The 16017-nt window shown below is 75.2% G+C and carries 15 protein-coding genes and 1 tRNA gene; 9 read left to right on the top strand and 7 right to left on the bottom strand.

Features of this window, described 5'->3' with window-relative positions; all coding sequences use genetic code 11:
- Positions 1 to 6: 6 nt before the first annotated feature.
- The 3 genes from KG103_RS16355 to KG103_RS16345 all read left to right on the top strand — a co-directional run bounded on the left by KG103_RS16355 (position 7) and on the right by KG103_RS16345 (position 2335).
- Complete coding sequence (locus KG103_RS16355; RefSeq protein ID WP_207339545.1) at positions 7 to 1287, top strand: glycoside hydrolase family 32 protein; 1281 nt, start codon at positions 7 to 9, stop codon at positions 1285 to 1287.
- Between the two features lie 142 nt (positions 1288 to 1429).
- Positions 1430 to 2176: an SDR family oxidoreductase gene (locus KG103_RS16350; RefSeq protein WP_207339544.1), complete on the top strand. Its 747-nt coding sequence runs from the start codon at positions 1430 to 1432 to the stop codon at positions 2174 to 2176.
- Between the two features lie 69 nt (positions 2177 to 2245).
- Positions 2246 to 2335, top strand: a tRNA-Ser gene (locus tag KG103_RS16345).
- Between the two features lie 13 nt (positions 2336 to 2348).
- Here KG103_RS16345 and KG103_RS16340 read toward each other — a convergent pair.
- Positions 2349 to 3572 carry an amidohydrolase family protein gene (locus KG103_RS16340; protein WP_207339543.1) on the bottom strand — a complete coding sequence of 408 codons (1224 nt, stop codon included), beginning with the start codon at positions 3570 to 3572 and terminating at the stop codon, positions 2349 to 2351.
- Positions 3573 to 3709: 137 nt separating this feature from the next.
- Here KG103_RS16340 and KG103_RS16335 point away from each other — a divergent pair, with 137 nt between their 5' ends.
- Positions 3710 to 5098 (top strand): MFS transporter, encoded by a 1389-nt coding sequence (locus KG103_RS16335; RefSeq protein WP_207339542.1) that lies wholly within the window; start codon positions 3710 to 3712, stop codon positions 5096 to 5098.
- On the top strand, positions 5095 to 6096 hold the full coding sequence (locus KG103_RS16330; protein WP_249670642.1) for an alpha/beta fold hydrolase: 1002 nt from the start codon (positions 5095 to 5097) through the stop codon (positions 6094 to 6096). Before KG103_RS16335 ends, KG103_RS16330 begins: the two co-directional genes overlap by 4 nt.
- Before the next feature lie 71 nt (positions 6097 to 6167).
- Here the strand turns inward: KG103_RS16330 and KG103_RS16325 are convergent, their stop codons facing one another.
- The 4 genes from KG103_RS16325 to KG103_RS16310 all read right to left on the bottom strand — a co-directional run bounded on the left by KG103_RS16325 (position 6168) and on the right by KG103_RS16310 (position 10030).
- The gene (locus KG103_RS16325; protein ID WP_207339541.1) at positions 6168 to 7001 is read right to left on the bottom strand and encodes a MetQ/NlpA family ABC transporter substrate-binding protein; all 834 of its coding nucleotides are present in this window, start codon (positions 6999 to 7001) and stop codon (positions 6168 to 6170) included.
- 89 nt (positions 7002 to 7090) lie between these two features.
- Complete coding sequence (locus KG103_RS16320; protein WP_207339540.1) at positions 7091 to 7771, bottom strand: methionine ABC transporter permease; 681 nt, start codon at positions 7769 to 7771, stop codon at positions 7091 to 7093.
- Entirely contained in the window at positions 7771 to 8775 is a 1005-nt protein-coding gene (locus tag KG103_RS16315) for a methionine ABC transporter ATP-binding protein (RefSeq protein ID WP_207339539.1), read from the bottom strand. Before KG103_RS16315 ends, KG103_RS16320 begins: the two co-directional genes overlap by 1 nt.
- Before the next feature lie 376 nt (positions 8776 to 9151).
- Entirely contained in the window at positions 9152 to 10030 is an 879-nt protein-coding gene (locus KG103_RS16310) for a tyrosine-protein phosphatase (RefSeq protein WP_249670641.1), read from the bottom strand.
- A gap of 105 nt (positions 10031 to 10135) precedes the next feature.
- Between KG103_RS16310 and KG103_RS16305 the strand changes: the two genes are divergently transcribed.
- Positions 10136 to 11089 (top strand): Fpg/Nei family DNA glycosylase, encoded by a 954-nt coding sequence (locus tag KG103_RS16305; protein ID WP_207339537.1) that lies wholly within the window; start codon positions 10136 to 10138, stop codon positions 11087 to 11089.
- Between the two features lie 22 nt (positions 11090 to 11111).
- On the opposite strand, the gene KG103_RS16300 is transcribed toward KG103_RS16305, so the two are convergent.
- Entirely contained in the window at positions 11112 to 11759 is a 648-nt protein-coding gene (locus KG103_RS16300; RefSeq protein ID WP_207339536.1) for a DUF1684 domain-containing protein, read from the bottom strand.
- Positions 11760 to 11816: 57 nt separating this feature from the next.
- The gene (locus KG103_RS16295) at positions 11817 to 12011 is read right to left on the bottom strand and encodes a hypothetical protein (protein ID WP_207339535.1); all 195 of its coding nucleotides are present in this window, start codon (positions 12009 to 12011) and stop codon (positions 11817 to 11819) included.
- Positions 12012 to 12094: 83 nt separating this feature from the next.
- On the opposite strand from KG103_RS16295, the gene KG103_RS16290 reads away from it, so the two are divergent.
- The 3 genes from KG103_RS16290 (at position 12095) to KG103_RS16280 (ending at position 16007) form a co-directional block, all read left to right on the top strand.
- Positions 12095 to 13048, top strand: coding sequence for an LLM class F420-dependent oxidoreductase (locus KG103_RS16290; RefSeq protein WP_207339534.1), 954 nt, complete (start codon positions 12095 to 12097; stop codon positions 13046 to 13048).
- Positions 13049 to 13430: 382 nt separating this feature from the next.
- Positions 13431 to 15260, top strand: a complete 1830-nt coding sequence (locus KG103_RS16285; RefSeq protein WP_207339533.1) for a glycosyltransferase family 2 protein — start codon at positions 13431 to 13433, stop codon at positions 15258 to 15260.
- A gap of 15 nt (positions 15261 to 15275) precedes the next feature.
- Entirely contained in the window at positions 15276 to 16007 is a 732-nt protein-coding gene (locus KG103_RS16280) for an HlyD family efflux transporter periplasmic adaptor subunit (RefSeq protein WP_207339532.1), read from the top strand.
- Positions 16008 to 16017: the final 10 nt, after the last annotated feature.

Genomic DNA, 16017 nt, shown 5'->3' with positions numbered 1-16017 from the left:
GGTCGCATGGAGCAGCGCACCGGTGACCCGCACGAGCCGCGGTGGCACCTCCGCGCCCCGCAGGGCTGGCTGAACGACCCCAACGGCATCGGCCGGTGGGACGGGCGCTGGCACGTGATGTACCAGTGGAACCCCGACGACACGGTGTGGGGCTCGATCCGCTGGGGGCACGCGAGCTCGGTGGACCTGCTGCGCTGGGAGCACGAGCCGGTCGCGCTGGCACCCCGGCCGGGCGCACCGGACGGCGGCGGCGCGTGGAGCGGGGTGGCCGTGCCGGACGGCGGCGACGTGGCCCTCGTCTACAGCGCGGTGCGCGACGCGTCCGACACGGGCACGGCGGGCGTCGCGGTCGCCCGGCGCGGCGCCGACGGCGGCTGGGTGCAGCCCGACCGGCTCGCGGCCCCGCACCCGGACCTGCCCGGGGTCGTCGACGTGCGCGACCCGTTCCTGCTCACCGTCGGCGGGCGTCGCGTGGCCGTCCAGGGCGCCGGGACGCCCGCGGGCGGTGCGGTCGTGGTCCACGACGCCGACGACCTGGAGGACTGGCGGCTGCTGGGCACGTTGCTGCAGGCGCGGGACGTCCCCGCGGGCCTGGCGGCGCCCGGCCACGTGTGGGAGTGCCCGCAGCTGGTGCAGGTCGCCGACCGGTGGGTGCTGCTCGTGTCGTGGTTCGAGCGTGGCGACGGCCCGGAGCGGCTCGGTGTGACGGCGTACACGGGTCACCTCGACGTCACGGGCGCCGCGCCGCGGTTCGTCCCCGAGGTGGCCACCGCGTTCGACCACGGCCCGGACCTGTACGCGCCGCAGGCGTACGTCTGCGACGACGGCCGGGTGCTGCTGTGGGGGTGGTCCTGGGAGTCCCGCGACGGCACCCGCCCGGCGGACGAGGTCGCCGCCGCGGGGTGGGCGGGCCTGCTGACGTGCCCGCGGGAGCTGGTGCTGGCGGCGGACGGGCGGGCGGTGATGCGCCCGGCGGCCGAGCTGGTCGGGCTGCGCGGCGCACCGCTGGACGTCGAGCGGGGCCTGCTGGTGACGGACGCGCCCGCGTGGCGCGTCGCCGCGTCCGGTGGGCTGGCGGTGTCGCTGGTCGACGACGCCGGCGCGGTCGTGGACGTGTGGTCGACGGACGGCCCCGCGGAGCTGCTGGTCGACGGGTCGCTGCTGGAGGCGTTCGAGCCGGACCGCGGCAGCACGACGCGTCGGGTGTACCGGCGTCCGGGTCAGCGCTGGCGGGTGGGGGTGGCCGGGGACGCCGCGGCGCACGTGCTGCGGGTGCCGCCGGCCTGAGCCCGGTGCGAAGGGTCGTGGGCGTCGCGGCGGCCGTCGTCCGCCGGTGCGTTCGCGGACGCCCGGGCGCCTTCCGGCCCGGCGCGCCCTCGCGTACGGTCGGTCGTGCGACCGGCCCCACCACGTCCTGCCGGGAGGCGCGATGACCATGCTCGTCACCGGTGGTACCGGCAACCTCGGCGGCCACGTGCTGCCGCTGCTGCACGCGGCCGGGGTGCGTCCGCGGGTCCTCAGCCGACGTGCCCGGACGGACACCCCGCAGGCCGCGTACGTCGTGGGGGACACGGTCACGGGCGACGGCCTCGACGCCGCGACGGCCGGCGTCACGACCGTGCTCCACATGGCCGGCGGCCGCGGCGACGACCGGGCGGCGGCGCAGGTGGCCGCCGCGGCGCGACGGGCCGGTGTCGAGCACCTCGTCCTCGTGTCGGTCACGGGCGCCGACCGGCTGCCCGTCGGCTACTACCGCGCCAAGGCCGCCGCCGAGCGCGCCGTGCAGCGGTCGGGCGTCCCGTCCACCGTGGTGCGCCCGGCCCAGTTCCACGACTTCGTGCTCCGCACGCTGGGGCGGTTCGCGGCCTGGCCCGTCGTGCCCGCGCCCCGGGCCATGTGGGCGGAGCCGGTCGAGGTCGCGGCCGTGGCACGCCGGCTGGTCGAGGTCGCGCTCGGGCCTCCGCAGGGCCGCGTCCCGGACGTCGTCGGGCCGCAGGTGCTCTCCGCCGAGCAGCTCCTGCGCACCCTGCTGCGGGCCCGCGGGCGGGACGTGCGGGTCGTCCGCGTCCCGGTGCCCGGGCCTGTGGGGCGGGCGTGCCGGGAGCGCGTGAACCTCGCCGGTCCCGACGCCCTGCGCACCGGCGGGACGTGGGAGGAGTTCGTCGCCGGGGTGTGAGGGGACGGCGCGATCGTTCCCGGGCACGCCCGTGTGGGAGACTCCCCGCGTCGGCTCACGCCGACGCCGGGAGGGCTGGCTGAGCGGCCGAAAGCGACGGTCTTGAAAACCGTTGGTGCGGTGACCCCGTGCTCAAGGGTTCGAATCCCTTGCCCTCCGCATGCGGGCCCCGTCACCGGACCTGGCGTCCGGTGACCGGGGGCTCGTCGCTGAACGCGGGAGCCCGGTGGACGACCCGTCCCGCGCGCACGACGAGGTCGACGTCGGCCAGGTCGCCCGCCGCCAGGTCGGGGACGGTGTGCGCCAGCACCGTGAGGTCACCACGCGCACCGGGCCGCACCTCCCCTGCGTCCGAGCGGCTGAGGAACGCGGCCGGCTCGGTGGTCAGCGAGCGCAGCACGTCGGCCGTCGTCATGCCGCAGGCCGCCATCGCCTCGAGCTCCGGGCGGACGTCCCGGTCGGTGAGGTAGCCGACGTCCGTGCCGAACAGGACGCGGCCCCCCGCGGCGAGGAAGACCCGCAGCCCGTCGCGGACCGGCTCCATGAAGCTGTCGTCCGGGCTGACCATGGCGGCGAACATGTGCAGCGTGGGGATCAGCCGGGTGCCCCGGTCCGCGGCCTCCCGCAGCAGGTCGGCGGTGCCACCGGCCACCGACGGGACGTGCGCGAGTGCGTCGACGCCCGCACGGACCGCCACGGCGGTGCCCGCCCGGTCGGTCGGGTGGGCCAGGACGAGCAGGCCCCGGCGGTGGGACTCCTCGACGGCAGCGCGAGCGACGTCCGCGTCCATCGCCAGGACCCGGTCCCGCTCGACGAGCGACCCGGTGAACAGCTTGGTCAGGACGACGCCACGGCGGTGCCGCACGGCGACGGCGCGACGTGCGGCCACGGCGCTCGCGGGTGTCGGGATCCAGCGGCGCGCGTACCAGGGCATCGCCTCCCGGACGTAGAAGGGCAGCCCGCGCCGCGGCATGAGCGTGGCCCCGGTGACGAGGATCTCCGGTCCGCGCAGCTCGCCGGACGCGATGCGCTGGACGACGGGCAGCGTGTGCCGGGGGTCCGAACCGAGGTCGAGCGCGGTCGTGACCCCGCGGCTCAGCAGCATGTCGTCGATCTCGGCCTGCAGCGCGGCGGCCGGTGCGGTGCGGGCCCGGGCCCACACCCGCTCGCTCAGGTGGATGTGGCTGTTGGTGAACCCGGCGGTCACGACCCGGCCACCCACGTCGACGCGGGGGAGGTCGGCGTCGGGCGGGACGTCGCCGCCGACCTGCTGCACGACCCCGTCGCGCACCAGCAGGACACCCGGCTCCCCGACAGGAGCGTCGGGTGCCGACCACACGCGCGCCCCCGTCAGCAGGAGGTCGCGGGGGGCGGGCTCGCTCGAGGCCGGCGGCATGGGCGCGACCGTAGCGACCGCCCGCTGCGCCGTCCAGGGCGTGCCGACCGGGCCGGGCCGGTCACGGGGCGTGCTGCGCGGCGCGGCGTTCACCCGGACGCCACTCGTCCACCGGGTCCGGGGCCTACGCTGCCGCCATGGGTCACCCCGCCGCCGAGGCTCCCGTCGACGCCGCCGTCGAGCCCGCCCCCGCCCGCCGTCAGATCGCCGCCTGGGCGGCCTGGGACTGGGGGTCGGCGGCGTTCAACGCGGTCGTCACCACGTTCGTCTTCACGACGTGGCTGACGAGCAACGCGTTCGCCGAGCCGGGTGAGGACCTGGTCGCCGTCACCGCGCGGCACAGCCAGTGGCTCGGCTGGGGCCTCGCGGCGGCGGGCATCCTCGTCGCCCTCACCGCACCCGCGCTCGGCACGCTGGCGGACGCCGGCGGACGCCGCCGCCCCATGCTCGCGGTGACGTCCGGGATCGTGGGCCTGTGCATCCTGGCGCTGTGGTTCGTGCAGCCCGTCGAGGGCGGCATGGCTGACGCGGTCCGGCTCGGCGTGATCCTCCTGGGCGTCGGCACCATCGCGTTCGAGATCGGGTCCGTCGCCTACAACGCGCTGCTGCTGCAGATCAGCGGGCCGCGGACCATCGGGCGTGTCAGCGGCATCGGGTGGGGCGCCGGGTACGTCGGCGGGATCGTGCTGCTCGTGATCCTGTTCGTCGGGTTCATCGACCCGGAGGTCGGGTGGTTCGGCGTCACCTCGGAGGGCGGGCTCGACATCCGGGTCTCCATGCTCCTCGCGGGCGTGTGGTTCCTCGTCTTCGCGGTGCCCGTGCTCGTGATGGTCCCGGACCGTCGCCGCCCGGGCGCGCCCGCGCGCGTGAGCGTCGCCGGGGCCTACGTCGCGGTCGGGCGGCACATCGCCGAGCTGTGGCGCGGGCGTCGCTCGACCCTGCGGTTCCTCATCGCGTCCGCGGTGTTCCGGGACGGCCTCACGGGCGTCTTCACGTTCGGTGGCGTGCTCGCGGCCGGGTCGTTCGGGTTCTCCGCCAGCGACGTCATCATGTTCGGCATCGCCGCCAACGTCGTCGCGGGCGCGTCGACCATCGGCGCCGGCTGGCTCGACGACCGGTACGGCCCCCGGCGGCTGGTCACGTCCGCGCTCGTGGTGCTCGTGATCGCCGGCACCGCCGTGTTCCTGCTGCACGACGCGGGCACGCGGGCGTTCTGGGTCGGGGGACTGGTGCTCTCGGCGTGCGTGGGGCCCGCGCAGTCCGCGTCGCGCGGCCTGCTGGCACGCCTCGCGGAGCCCGGGCGCGAGACCGAGCTGTTCGGCCTGTACGCGACGACGGGCCGCGCGGCCACGTTCCTGGCACCCGCCGCGTTCTCGATCGCGATCGGCATCGGCGGGGAGCAGTACTGGGGGATCCTCGGGATCGTCGCCGTCCTGGCCCTCGGGCTCGTGCTGTTCGTCCCCGTGCGGTACCCCCGCGGCCTGGGCGTCGACGGACGGCGGGACGTGACGCCGGACGGCGCGTGACCACAGCGGACCCCGGCTGGCTGCCGGACCGGTTGCTGCCGGGCTACGAGGCCCGGACGCTGCCGGGCCGGCGGCCCGCGCCACCGGGTCCGCAGGCGCGTGCGGTCGCGGCCGGGGGCGTCGCGCCCGTGCTGACGCTCGTCCGGCCCGGACGCGCGCCGGACGCGCCCCGCGGCGTCGTGGTGCACCTGCACGGCTACAACGACTACTTCTTCGCCACCCACCTGGCCGACGCGCTCGCCGACGCGGGCTGGGCGTTCCTCGCGGTGGACGCCCGCCGCGCGGGCCGCTCGTGGCGGGAGGGGGAGGTGCCGCACTACCAGGGTGACCTGCGTGAGCAGGCGTCCGACCTGGGGCGGGCGGTCGCCGCCGCGCGCGCCGCCTGGCCGGGGTTGCCGGTGGTCGTGCACGCGCACTCGACCGGCGGTCTCGTCGCGGCGCTGTGGGCGCACGCCCACCGGGCGCGCGGCGGTGCGGACGCGGTGGTGCTCAACAGCCCGTTCCTGTCCGTCGTGCGCTCGTGGGTGCGCCCGCTGCAGGACGGTGCCCTGCGGCCGCTGGCCCGCCGGGCGCCGCTGCGGGTCGTCGCGCACAGGCCGTCGCGGTACGCGGCGCGGCTGGCCGAGCGGTGGGACGTCGACACGACGCTCAAGCGGCCGCAGGGTGTGGCCGTGCGGGCCGGCTGGCTGGCGGCGCTCCGCGCCGGGCAGCTGCGCGTGGCCCGCGGGCTCGCCGTGGGCGTGCCCGTGCTGGTCGCCCGGTCCGCGCGCTCGGCCGTCGAGCACGGTGCCGGTGCCGTCGCCGACGGGCCGGCACTGGACGACGCCGACACCGTGCTGGACGTCGCGACCATCGCCGCGCTGGCCCCGCGGCTGGGGACGGACGTGCGCGAGGTCGTCGTCGACGGGGGCGTGCACGACCTGGCGCTGTCGCTGGACGGGCCGCGCGCGGCGTACCTGGGCGCGGTGGTGGAGTTCCTCGACACGCTCGTGCGCTGACGGGACGCACGCACGGGAGGGCCGGGCCCCTCGGCGGTGGAGGTGGCCCGGCCCCGTGCCGCGCTGCGCGGTCAGAAGGCGGCGATGACCTCGCCGGCCGGCCAGCGCTCCTCGATGAAGGCGCGGACCTCGTCGGAGTGCAGCAGCTCGTCGAGGGTGACGAGCGCCGGGTCGTCGAGGTCCTCGGAGCGGACCACGACGACGTTCGCGTACGGGTTGTCCTCGCCCGACTCCAGCAGGATCGCGTCCGAGGCGGGGTTCAGGCCGGCCTCGAGCGCGTAGTTGCCGTTGATGATCGCGATGTCCACGTCCGGCAGGGCGACCACGAGCTGCTCGGGCGCCGTCTCGACGAACTCCAGGTCCTTCGGGTTCTCGGCGATGTCGAGCAGCGTGGGGTCGCCGTCGGTCTCGTCGAGGGTGATGAGCCCGGCGTCCACGAGCAGGTCGAGCGCCCGGCCCTGGTTGCCCGGGTCGTTCGTGATGCCGACGACGCCGCCGTCGGCCAGGTCGTCGAGGTCCTCGATCTTCTCGGAGTAGATGCCGTACGGCTCGATGTGCACGCCGTCGTAGTGGTCGAACTCGAAGCCGTTCTCCGCGATCTGCGCGTCGAGGTAGGGCAGGTGCTGGAAGAAGTTGGCGTCGATCTCGCCCTCGTCGAGCGCCGTGTTGGGCAGCACGTAGTCGGTGAACTCCTGGATCTCCAGGTCGATGCCGGCGTCCTGCGCGAGCTCGTCCTGCACGAACTGCAGGATCTCGGCGTGCGGCACGGGGCTGGCGCCGATCGTGACCGTGGTGAGTCCGCCCTCCTGCGTGGCCCCGCCCTCGGTGTCGTCACCGGCGGAGCAGCCCGTCATCACCAGGGCCGCGGCGGACAGGACGGCGGCGGTGCGGACGGTTCTCTTCATCTCAGGTGTTCCTCTCGGTGTGCCCCCGGGTGCGGGGCGGGTCTGCGGGCCGCGGGTCGTGCGGCGGGCCGGTGGCGTGGCGGGCGCGCTCACCGGTGGTCGAGGCGGCGCGCGACGGCGTCGCCGACCACCTGGACGACCGTGACCAGGACGATGATCACGACGACGGACGTGTAGAGGACGACGGGGTCGAAGCGCTGGAAGCCGTACGTGATCGCGAGGAAGCCCAGGCCGCCACCCCCGATCGCGCCGACCATCGCGGAGAACCCGATGAGCGCGATGACGGTGACGGTGAACCCCGAGACGATGGCGGGCAGCGCCTCGCGCACCAGCACGGATCGCAGGATCTTGGGCGTCGTGGAGCCCATGACCCGCGCGGCCTCGACCTTGCCCGGTGCGACGTCCCGCACGGCCGTCTCGACGAGGCGGGCGAAGAACGGGATGGTGCCGATGCTCAGCGGCACGACCGCGGCCTCCCAGCCGAGCGACGTCCCGACGATCGCGCGGGTCACCGGGATCACGGCGACGGCGAGGATGATGAACGGCAGCGAGCGCAGCACGTTGACGACGAAGCCGAGGACCACCGACAGCGGGCGGTGGGGCAGCAGACCGTCGGGCGCGAGGGAGCGCAGCAGCAGGCCGAGCGGCAGCCCGACGACCACCGTGATCAGCGCCGACAGGCCCACCATCTGCAGCGTCTCGAGCGTCGCCTCGGGCAGCTTCTCGGTGATGACGCGGTTGGTCGTCAGCTCGGTCCACAGGTCGCCCATCACGCCACCTCCTGCCCGGCGTCGCCCGCGGGTGCCGCGAGGGGGTCGAGCCCGGCGGCGCGCAGCCGCGCCACGACCTCGTCGGTCCGCTCCTGCGGCGTGTCGACGAGGAGGCGGCCCACGCGCAGCGCACCCAGCGGCTCGACGGTCGCGGACAGCACCTCCACGTCGTCGCCCAGGCCCGCGACGGCGCCGAACGCGGTGGCGGTGCTGACGGCGTCGGTCGCGAAGACGGCCTCGACCAGCCGGCGTCGACGGCCGGGCGGGACGTCGGGAACCGGGACCAGGGCGCGGGACAGCGGTGAGCCGACCTGCGTCACGACCTGCGCGAGGGTGCCGGACTGCACGACGCGCCCGTGCTCGAGCAGCGTGACCGCGTCGCACGTCTCGCGCACGACCGACGGCTCGTGGGTGATGACGACGACCGTGATGCCCAGCCGGTCGCGCAGGTCGCGCACCAGGCCGAGGATCTGCCGCGTGGTCTCGCCGTCGAGCGCGGACGTCGGCTCGTCGCACAGCAGCACGGCCGGCTCGGTGGCCAGCGCGCGGGCGATGCCGACGCGCTGCTTCTGCCCGCCGGACAGCTGTGCCGGGTAGGCGGACGCGCGGTGGCCCAGGTCGACGAGGTCGAGCAGCTCGGCCACGCGTGCGGCGCGCTGCGCCCGCCGCACGCCCGCGACCTCGAGCGGGTACGCCACGTTGTCCGCGATGGTGCGCGAGTCGAGCAGGTTGACGTGCTGGAACACCATGCCGGTCTTGCGGCGGGCGGTGCGCAGCCGGTTCTCCGGCAGGTCGGAGATGGTGACGCCGTCGACGGTGACGGTGCCGGCGGTCGGTCGCTCGAGACCGGTCAGGCACCGGATGAGCGTGGACTTGCCGGCGCCCGACCGTCCGACGATGCCGTGCACCGTGCCGCGCTCGACGGTCAGGTCGATGCCGTCGAGCGCGACGACGTCACCGCCGGGTGACGGGTAGACCTTGCGGAGGCCGGACAGCTCGATCACGGGAGGTCCTCGGGGGTCGCGCCGCGCCGACGGACGTGGCCGGTCGGCGGCGGGTGGGGGTGACCCGCGGCGCGCGCGTCGGCGGCGGGACGGGTCAGGGGAGCGCGCGGGGCGCGCAGGGGGCCGCGGTCAGCGACACATTCGGCCACGACACGTGCCGGCGGCGACGGCGAGGGCCGTGCGCGGGGCGGGCGTGTCGTGGGGGGCCATGGTCGTCATGGAAGCACGCGGCCCGCGCGCGGCCAAGTTGTCTCACGGATCGAGACGACGCGGAGGCGGGCGCACGACGGGTCGGTGACATGTTCCTGCAGGTCAGTGCCGTACACCGGGCCGTTCGTCATACGCCGGTAGTCACCGTCTCGGATCGTGGACCACCTCAGGCGGTGAGGCGCTCCCGCAGGGCCGCGACCTCGGTGTCCGTGAGCCCGAGCCCGTCGCGCAGGTAGGCGGCGAACGACCCGAAGAGCTCGGCGACCGCACCGAACGCCGCGTCCAGGTACTCCTCGCGCACCTCCAGCAGCGGGACCAGCAGCTCCGGGTCGCCCCCGACGTCCGCGAACCCCTGCAGCAGCGGTGCGTACATCGCCCGCACCGCCGGGTTCACGGCCAGGTACTCCTCGCGCGCGACGGCCTCGTCGGCGCCCACCGCCAGCAGGAGCACGGTCGTCGCCCACCCCGTGCGGTCCTTGCCCGCGGTGCAGTGGTACAGCACCGGCGCGGCCCCGGGGTCGAGGAACCGGCGCAGCAACGTGGCGTACCCCGTGCGCCCGGACTCCCCGACGACCAGGTCGACGTACGTGCGCCGCATCTGGGCCGCGGGGTCCAGCGCCGCCAGGAACTGCGACGCCTCCTGCGGCCGGCGCAGCAGCTCGCCCAGGTCCGACGCCGGGGCCTGCGTCGTGACCTGCAGGACGTCGGCGTGCACGCCCCGCGCACCCGGCGGCAGGACGTCGGGGGCAGCGGCCCGCTCGGCCGCGGTCCGCAGGTCCACGACCGTGCGCACCCCGAGGCGGGTGACGACCGGGTCGTCGGCGACGGCGGCGGACCGCAGCTCCGCGGACCGCAGGACCAGGCCGCGGCGCACCCGCCCGCCGTCCGCGGTGGGACGTCCGCCGACGTCGCGCAGGTTGGCGACCGTGTCGGACGCCAGGACGTGCGGGTCGGCCGCGGCCGTGGCCACGCGGGCGGCGGCGGGCACGGGCTCGCCCGTCGGGGTCGTCGGCGGGTGCGGGGGCAGCGTCGCGTCGTCGTCCACCCCGCGACCCTCGCACACCGTCGGTGCCGCGCACACCCCCTGCCGCGCCCTCGTCCGCATGCCCGCACGGGTGGTCCCGGACGGCGCCGTCGTAGGGTGGCGGCCGTGCCGGAGGGTCATACCGTTCATCGGGTCGCGCGCCAGCTCGCCCTCGACCTCGTCGGGCGGCCGCTGGCCGTCAGCTCGCCCCAGGGGCGGTTCGCCGCGGGCGCCGCGCGCCTGGACGGCCGCACGATGACCGGGGCGACGGCGGTCGGCAAGCAGCTGTTCTGCACCTTCGACACCGCGGACGTGCTGCGCGTCCACCTGGGGCTCTACGGCGCGTGGGACCTGTACGGCGACGTCAGCCCGCTGGGCGAGGGCGAGCGGGTGCGCGGCAGCCTGGGGGCACCGCGCGTGCGGCCCGGGTCCGTCATGGACGCCCAGCCCTCGACGCGGCGCCTGCGCCTGGGGGAGGACGAGTCCGAGCACGCCGCCGCGGACGACGCGTGGCCGCCGCCCCCGCTGGGGCAGGTGCGGGTGCGCCTGGACTCCGGGTCGGTCGTCGCGGACCTGCGCGGCCCGTCGGCGTGCGAGGTGCTGACGGCCGACGAGGCGGCGGCCGTCCGCGCACGGCTGGGCCCGGACCCGCAGGACGTCGCGGACCTCGACGAGGCGGGCGAGGTCGTCGTCGAGCGGGTGACGCGCCGTCAGGTGGCCGTGGGGCAGCTGCTGATGGACCAGGCCGTGGTGGCCGGGATCGGCAACATCTACCGGGCCGAGCTGCTGTTCCGCGCCCGGCTGGACCCCTGGACGCCCGGGCGGCGGGTCCCGGCCGAGGTGGTCCGCGGGATCTGGCGGGACTGGGCCGTGCTGCTGGCCGACGGCATCCGGGACGGCGTCATGCTGACCCGCGAGGACCTCGACGACGCGGGGCGTCTGGCCGCCCGCCACGACCCGACGCTGCGGCACTGGGTGTACGGCCGCGGCGGCCTGCCGTGCCGGGTGTGCGGCACCCCTGTCGTCGTCGAGGAGATGGCGACCCGCAAGCTCTACCGGTGCCCCGTCTGCCAGGTCTGAGCCCGCCGCGCGGCCCTCGGGCTCAGGCGCCCGGCGCCCCCTCGGGCGGCGGCGTCCGCTCGCCCACCGGCACCGGCGCGGCGAGCGTGTTGGCGCGCGTGGCCAGCGGGCACGCCCACGACGGGTCGTACGCGCACGACGGGTTGTAGGCGAAGTTGAGGTCGACGACCAGCCGGCCCACCCGGTCGCACCCCAGGTCCGCCCCCTTGATGGTGTCGAGCACGTACCGGCCGCCGCCGAACGTGCCGTGCCCGGCCAGCGCGTCGCGCACGGGCAGGAACAGCCCGCCGCCGTACCCGCGCAGCGACCACAGCGTGAGGCGTCCGAGGTCGCCCAGCACCACCGTCCCGACGCGGTCGAACCCCACGACGCCGTCGGTGCCGGTCGCCACGTCGAGACGCTGCGGACCGGCCGGCTCGACGCTGACCTCGAACCGGTACCGCGGGTCGTACGGGGCGACGTCGAGGCCCGCGAAGTCGGCGCGGGCGTCGGGGCTCAGCGGGGACGCGGGGTGGAACGCGAACAGCTCGTCGCGCTGCTGGACCCAGACGGCGTGCGCGGCGGCCGGGTCCTCCACGGCCAGCGCCCGCACCTCCGCGTACGTCTGGGACGTGCGCCGTCGCCAGTCCGTGACGTCCAGGGCGGCGCTGAGCGGGGTGACGGCGTGCACGTCCCCACCGTCCCAAGTCCGGCGGGCTCGCGCACGTCGAACGCGGTGGACCCGCCCTCAGCGCGTGCGCCCCACGCGCCGGACCTCGCGCAGCGCGAGCAGGCCGGCGAGGGCAGCCGGTGCGAGCGCGGCGGGTCGCCCCCGCACGGCGGCGACCAGGCACACGAGCACGAGCACCACGCAGCCGGTGACCAGCAGCAGCGAGGGCCACGGCAGGGCCTGCGGCCTGCGGTCGGACGTCCACCAGCGCACGGTGCGACGCTACTCCGCCGGGCCCGGGTGCGGTCCGCGCTCCGCGGCGGCACCCACCGGGGTCCGCGTGCCAGGGTGGCGGGATGGACCTGCGCATCTTCACCGAGCCCCAGCAGGGGGCCACGTACGACGACGTCCTGGCGGTCGCCCGCGCCACCGAGGACCTGGGCTTCGACGCCTTCTTCCGCTCCGACCACTACCTGGCGATGGGTGACGGCGACGGCCTGCCCGGTCCCACCGACGCGTGGACGACCCTCGCCGGCCTCGCCCGCGAGACGAGCCGCATCCGGCTCGGGACGCTCGTGTCGTCCGCGACCTTCCGGTACCCCGGGGTGCTGGCGATCCAGGTCGCGCAGGTCGACCAGATGTCCGGCGGGCGCGTGGAGCTGGGCCTCGGCGCCGGGTGGTTCGCCGAGGAGCACGCCGCGTACGGCATCCCCTTCCCCGCCAAGCGGTTCGGCCTGCTCACCGAGCAGCTCGAGGTCGTCACGGGCCTGTGGGGCACGCCGGTGGGCGAGACCTTCTCCTTCGACGGTGAGCACTACACGCTCACGGACTCCCCGGCACTGCCCAAGCCGGTGCAGCGCTCGCCGCTGGACCCGTCGCGTGCGGGCGTCCCGGTGATCGTCGGCGGCGGCGGCCCGACCCGCACGCCGCGCCTGGCCGCGCGGTTCGGCGCCGAGTACAACCAGTCGTTCCCGGAGATCGCGTCGGTGCCCGGGCGCATCGCCCACATCCGGCAGGCGTGCGTCGAGGTGGGCCGCGACCCGCAGACGCTGGTGCAGTCGGTCGCGCTCGTGCTGTGCGTGGGCCGGGACGAGGCCGAGCTGGCGCGCCGCGCCGAGGCGATCGGGCGTGAGGTGCCCGAGCTGCGGGAGCACGGCATCGCGGGCACCCCGGACGAGGCCGTCGAGCGGCTGACGTGGCTCGCCGAGCAGGGCGTGGAGCGCGTGTACCTGCAGGTCCTGGACCTGGCCGACCTGGAGCACCTGCAGCTGGTGGCCGAGGCCGTCGCACCGCACGTGCCGCAGGCCTGAGGCACCGCCGGCCCGCGCTGCCTGAGGCACTGCGGCTCCCTGCGGGGGCCGCCCGGAATGTCCGGATGGTGGGACGGGTCCGTCGGGACCCAAAAGTTCACAGGACGGACATATCTGGGCGTCCGCGCAGGTGAGAGCGATCCCACGACATCATGAAGCGTTTCAACACCCCTCGATCGGCGTAGCCGCACCGCCGGGGGATGTGACTCCCGGGACGCAACGCTCCTACGGTCGAGCACATCCACGGGGACGAAACCCCCGATCGGGAACGTTCCGGTCGGCGTCACCGTGAACCGGACGCCAACGAGGCCGTCGCGACCGTGACGTCGGCCCCGATCCCGGGGACGTCGTCGCACCTCACGACGACACCCAGGGGGCGCACGTGGCCACGACCTTCGACCGACTGATCCTCGACCCGCGGCGGACGGACGACACCCGGGCCCGGCCGCACACGCGGCGGGCCCCCGAGAACGAGGCCGCGCAGAGCCCCTCGCTCATGCTGCTGGTCCTGCTGGCCGCGGCCGGCATCCTCGTCTACGCCGTCTTCCTGCTGAACCCCGGCAACCGGGGCGACTGGCTGCCGTACGCGCTGGTCATGGCCGCCGAGTCGATCCTCATCCTGCACGGGCTGCTGGCGATGTGGACCGTCCTGTCGTCGGGCTGGAACCCGCGCGGCTTCGCCTTCCACCACGCCCAGGAGCGGCTCTACGACCTCGCGGAGATCCTGCGCGAGGGCGCGGAGGACGAGCCGTGGCGCTGGCAGATGTACCTCGAGGACCGCCCGCTCGCCGTCGACGTGTTCATCACGACGTACGGCGAGGACCTGGGCACCATCCGCCGCACCGTGTCGGCCGCCGTGCGGATGCAGGGCAAGCACGCCACCTGGGTGCTGGACGACGGCCGGTCGGACGACGTCCGCGACCTGGCCGCCGAGCTCGGCGCCCGGTACGTCCGCCGCCTCTCGAGCGGTGGCGCCAAGGCCGGCAACATCAACCACGCCCTGTCCCTCACGCACGGCGACTTCTTCGTGGTCCTGGACGCGGACTTCGTGCCCAAGCCCGAGTTCCTGCACGAGACCGTGCCGTTCTTCGCCGGGTCGGACGTCGCCTTCGTCCAGACGCCGCAGACGTACGGCAACTTCGACACCGTCATCAGCCGCGGCGCGGGGTACATGCAGGCGGTCTTCTACCGGTACGTCCAGCCGGGCCGTAACCGGTTCAACGCCGCCTTCTGCGTCGGCACCAACGTCATCTACCGGCGCGCGGCCGTCGACTCGATCGGCGGCATCTACACCGACTCGAAGTCCGAGGACGTGTGGACCTCGCTGATGATGCACGAGCAGGGCTGGCGCACGGTCTACATCCCGACGACGCTCGCCGTCGGCGACACCCCCGAGACCGTCGAGGCGTACACCAAGCAGCAGCTGCGCTGGGCCACCGGCGGGTTCGAGATCATGCTCACCCACAACCCGCTGTCACCGAAGCGCAACCTCACGATGGACCAGCGCATCGCGTACTTCGTGACGGCCACGCACTACCTCACGGGCATCGCGCCGCTTCTCCTGCTGCTGGTGCCGCCGCTCGAGATCTACTTCGACCTGTCGCCGATGAACCTCACGCTGACGCCGGCGATGTGGGCGATGTACTACGCGGGCTTCTACGTCATGCAGATCCTGCTCGCCTTCTACACGCTCGGGTCCTTCCGGTGGGAGGTCCTGCTGCTGGCGTCCGTGTCGTTCCCCATCTACGTGCGCGCCCTGGTGAACGCCGTGCTGCGCCGTGAGCAGGCGTGGCACGTCACGGGGCGCAAGGGGGCCTATCGCTCACCCTTCGCGTTCATGCTCCCGCAGGTCCTGGTGTTCCAGTTCCTGCTCGTGACGACCCTCGTGGCGCTGTGGAAGACCCACACGTCGGGCGTCTTCACCCTGGCCCTGGCGTGGAACGCCACCAACACCGTCATCCTCGGCGGCTTCATCGTCACCGCCTGGCGCGAGGGCCGACGTGCCCGTGCCGAGGCACGCACGCAGCGGCGTGCCGACATGGTCGCCGCCCGCCGGGCCGCCACGCAGGTGGCCGAGGCCGCCCCGCTCGAGCTCGAACCCGCCGCGGCTCCCGCCGCCGTCCCGTCCACCCCCCGCAGCCGCCGCGCGCCCGCCGTGCCGCCCGCTGCCCCAGCGGCCACCGAGCCGCGCACCGACTTCCCGCCCCGCTGACCGAGAGGTGATCCCATGACCTGGGCCAGCCGCATCCGCCTGCTCGCGGGCACGATCCTCGTGCTCGTCGTCGCCGCCCTGGCGACGTACCACCTCAACGAGACCCGGGGCCGCGCCACCAGCGCCTCGGCACAGATCCTCGCCGAGTCCTACGCCGTCGGCACGCCGTACGCCGGGCTGGTCGCCGACCAGCTCGCCGACGTCGGCGACGACGTCGTCGAGGGCCAGCCGCTCTTCGTCATCGACTCCGCCGCCCTCACCTACGACCTGGCGCACGGCTTCGTCTCGGACCCCCCCGAGTTCACGCAGGTCGACGAGCAGGGCCGCCTGGTCGTGCTCGCGAGCGGTGACGGCCGCCTCACGCAGGTCACCGGGCAGCGCGGCACGTTCGTGCCGTCGGCCTCGGCGCTCGCGACCGTGCAGCGCGCCGACACCCTCTACGTGCAGGGGGAGTACACGCTGACGGCCAAGGAGTACTCCCGGCTGCCCGACGGTGCGGACGTCACCATCACCCTGCCCAACGAGACCGCGCTGCAGGGCACGGTCGAGCGCGTCGAGGTCACCACCGTCGCGGGCGAGGCCCAGGCGGTCGTGCGCATGACCTCCGAGGCGCTCAAGGACGGGTCCGACAACGGCCTGGTGTCCGCCGGCACCCCGGTGGTCGCGCAGATCGAGCTGACCAACGAGGGCATGGTGACCACCGTCGCCGGCAAGGTCCGCACCTACGTCGAAGGGCTGCTGCGATGACGGCCTCCCG

Source organism: Cellulomonas wangleii (assembly GCF_018388445.1).
Classification (GTDB): Bacteria; Actinomycetota; Actinomycetes; order Actinomycetales; family Cellulomonadaceae; genus Cellulomonas; species Cellulomonas wangleii.
The sequence above is the reverse complement of the archived record's forward strand: the minus strand, read 5'-3'. Positions and strand labels throughout refer to the sequence as shown.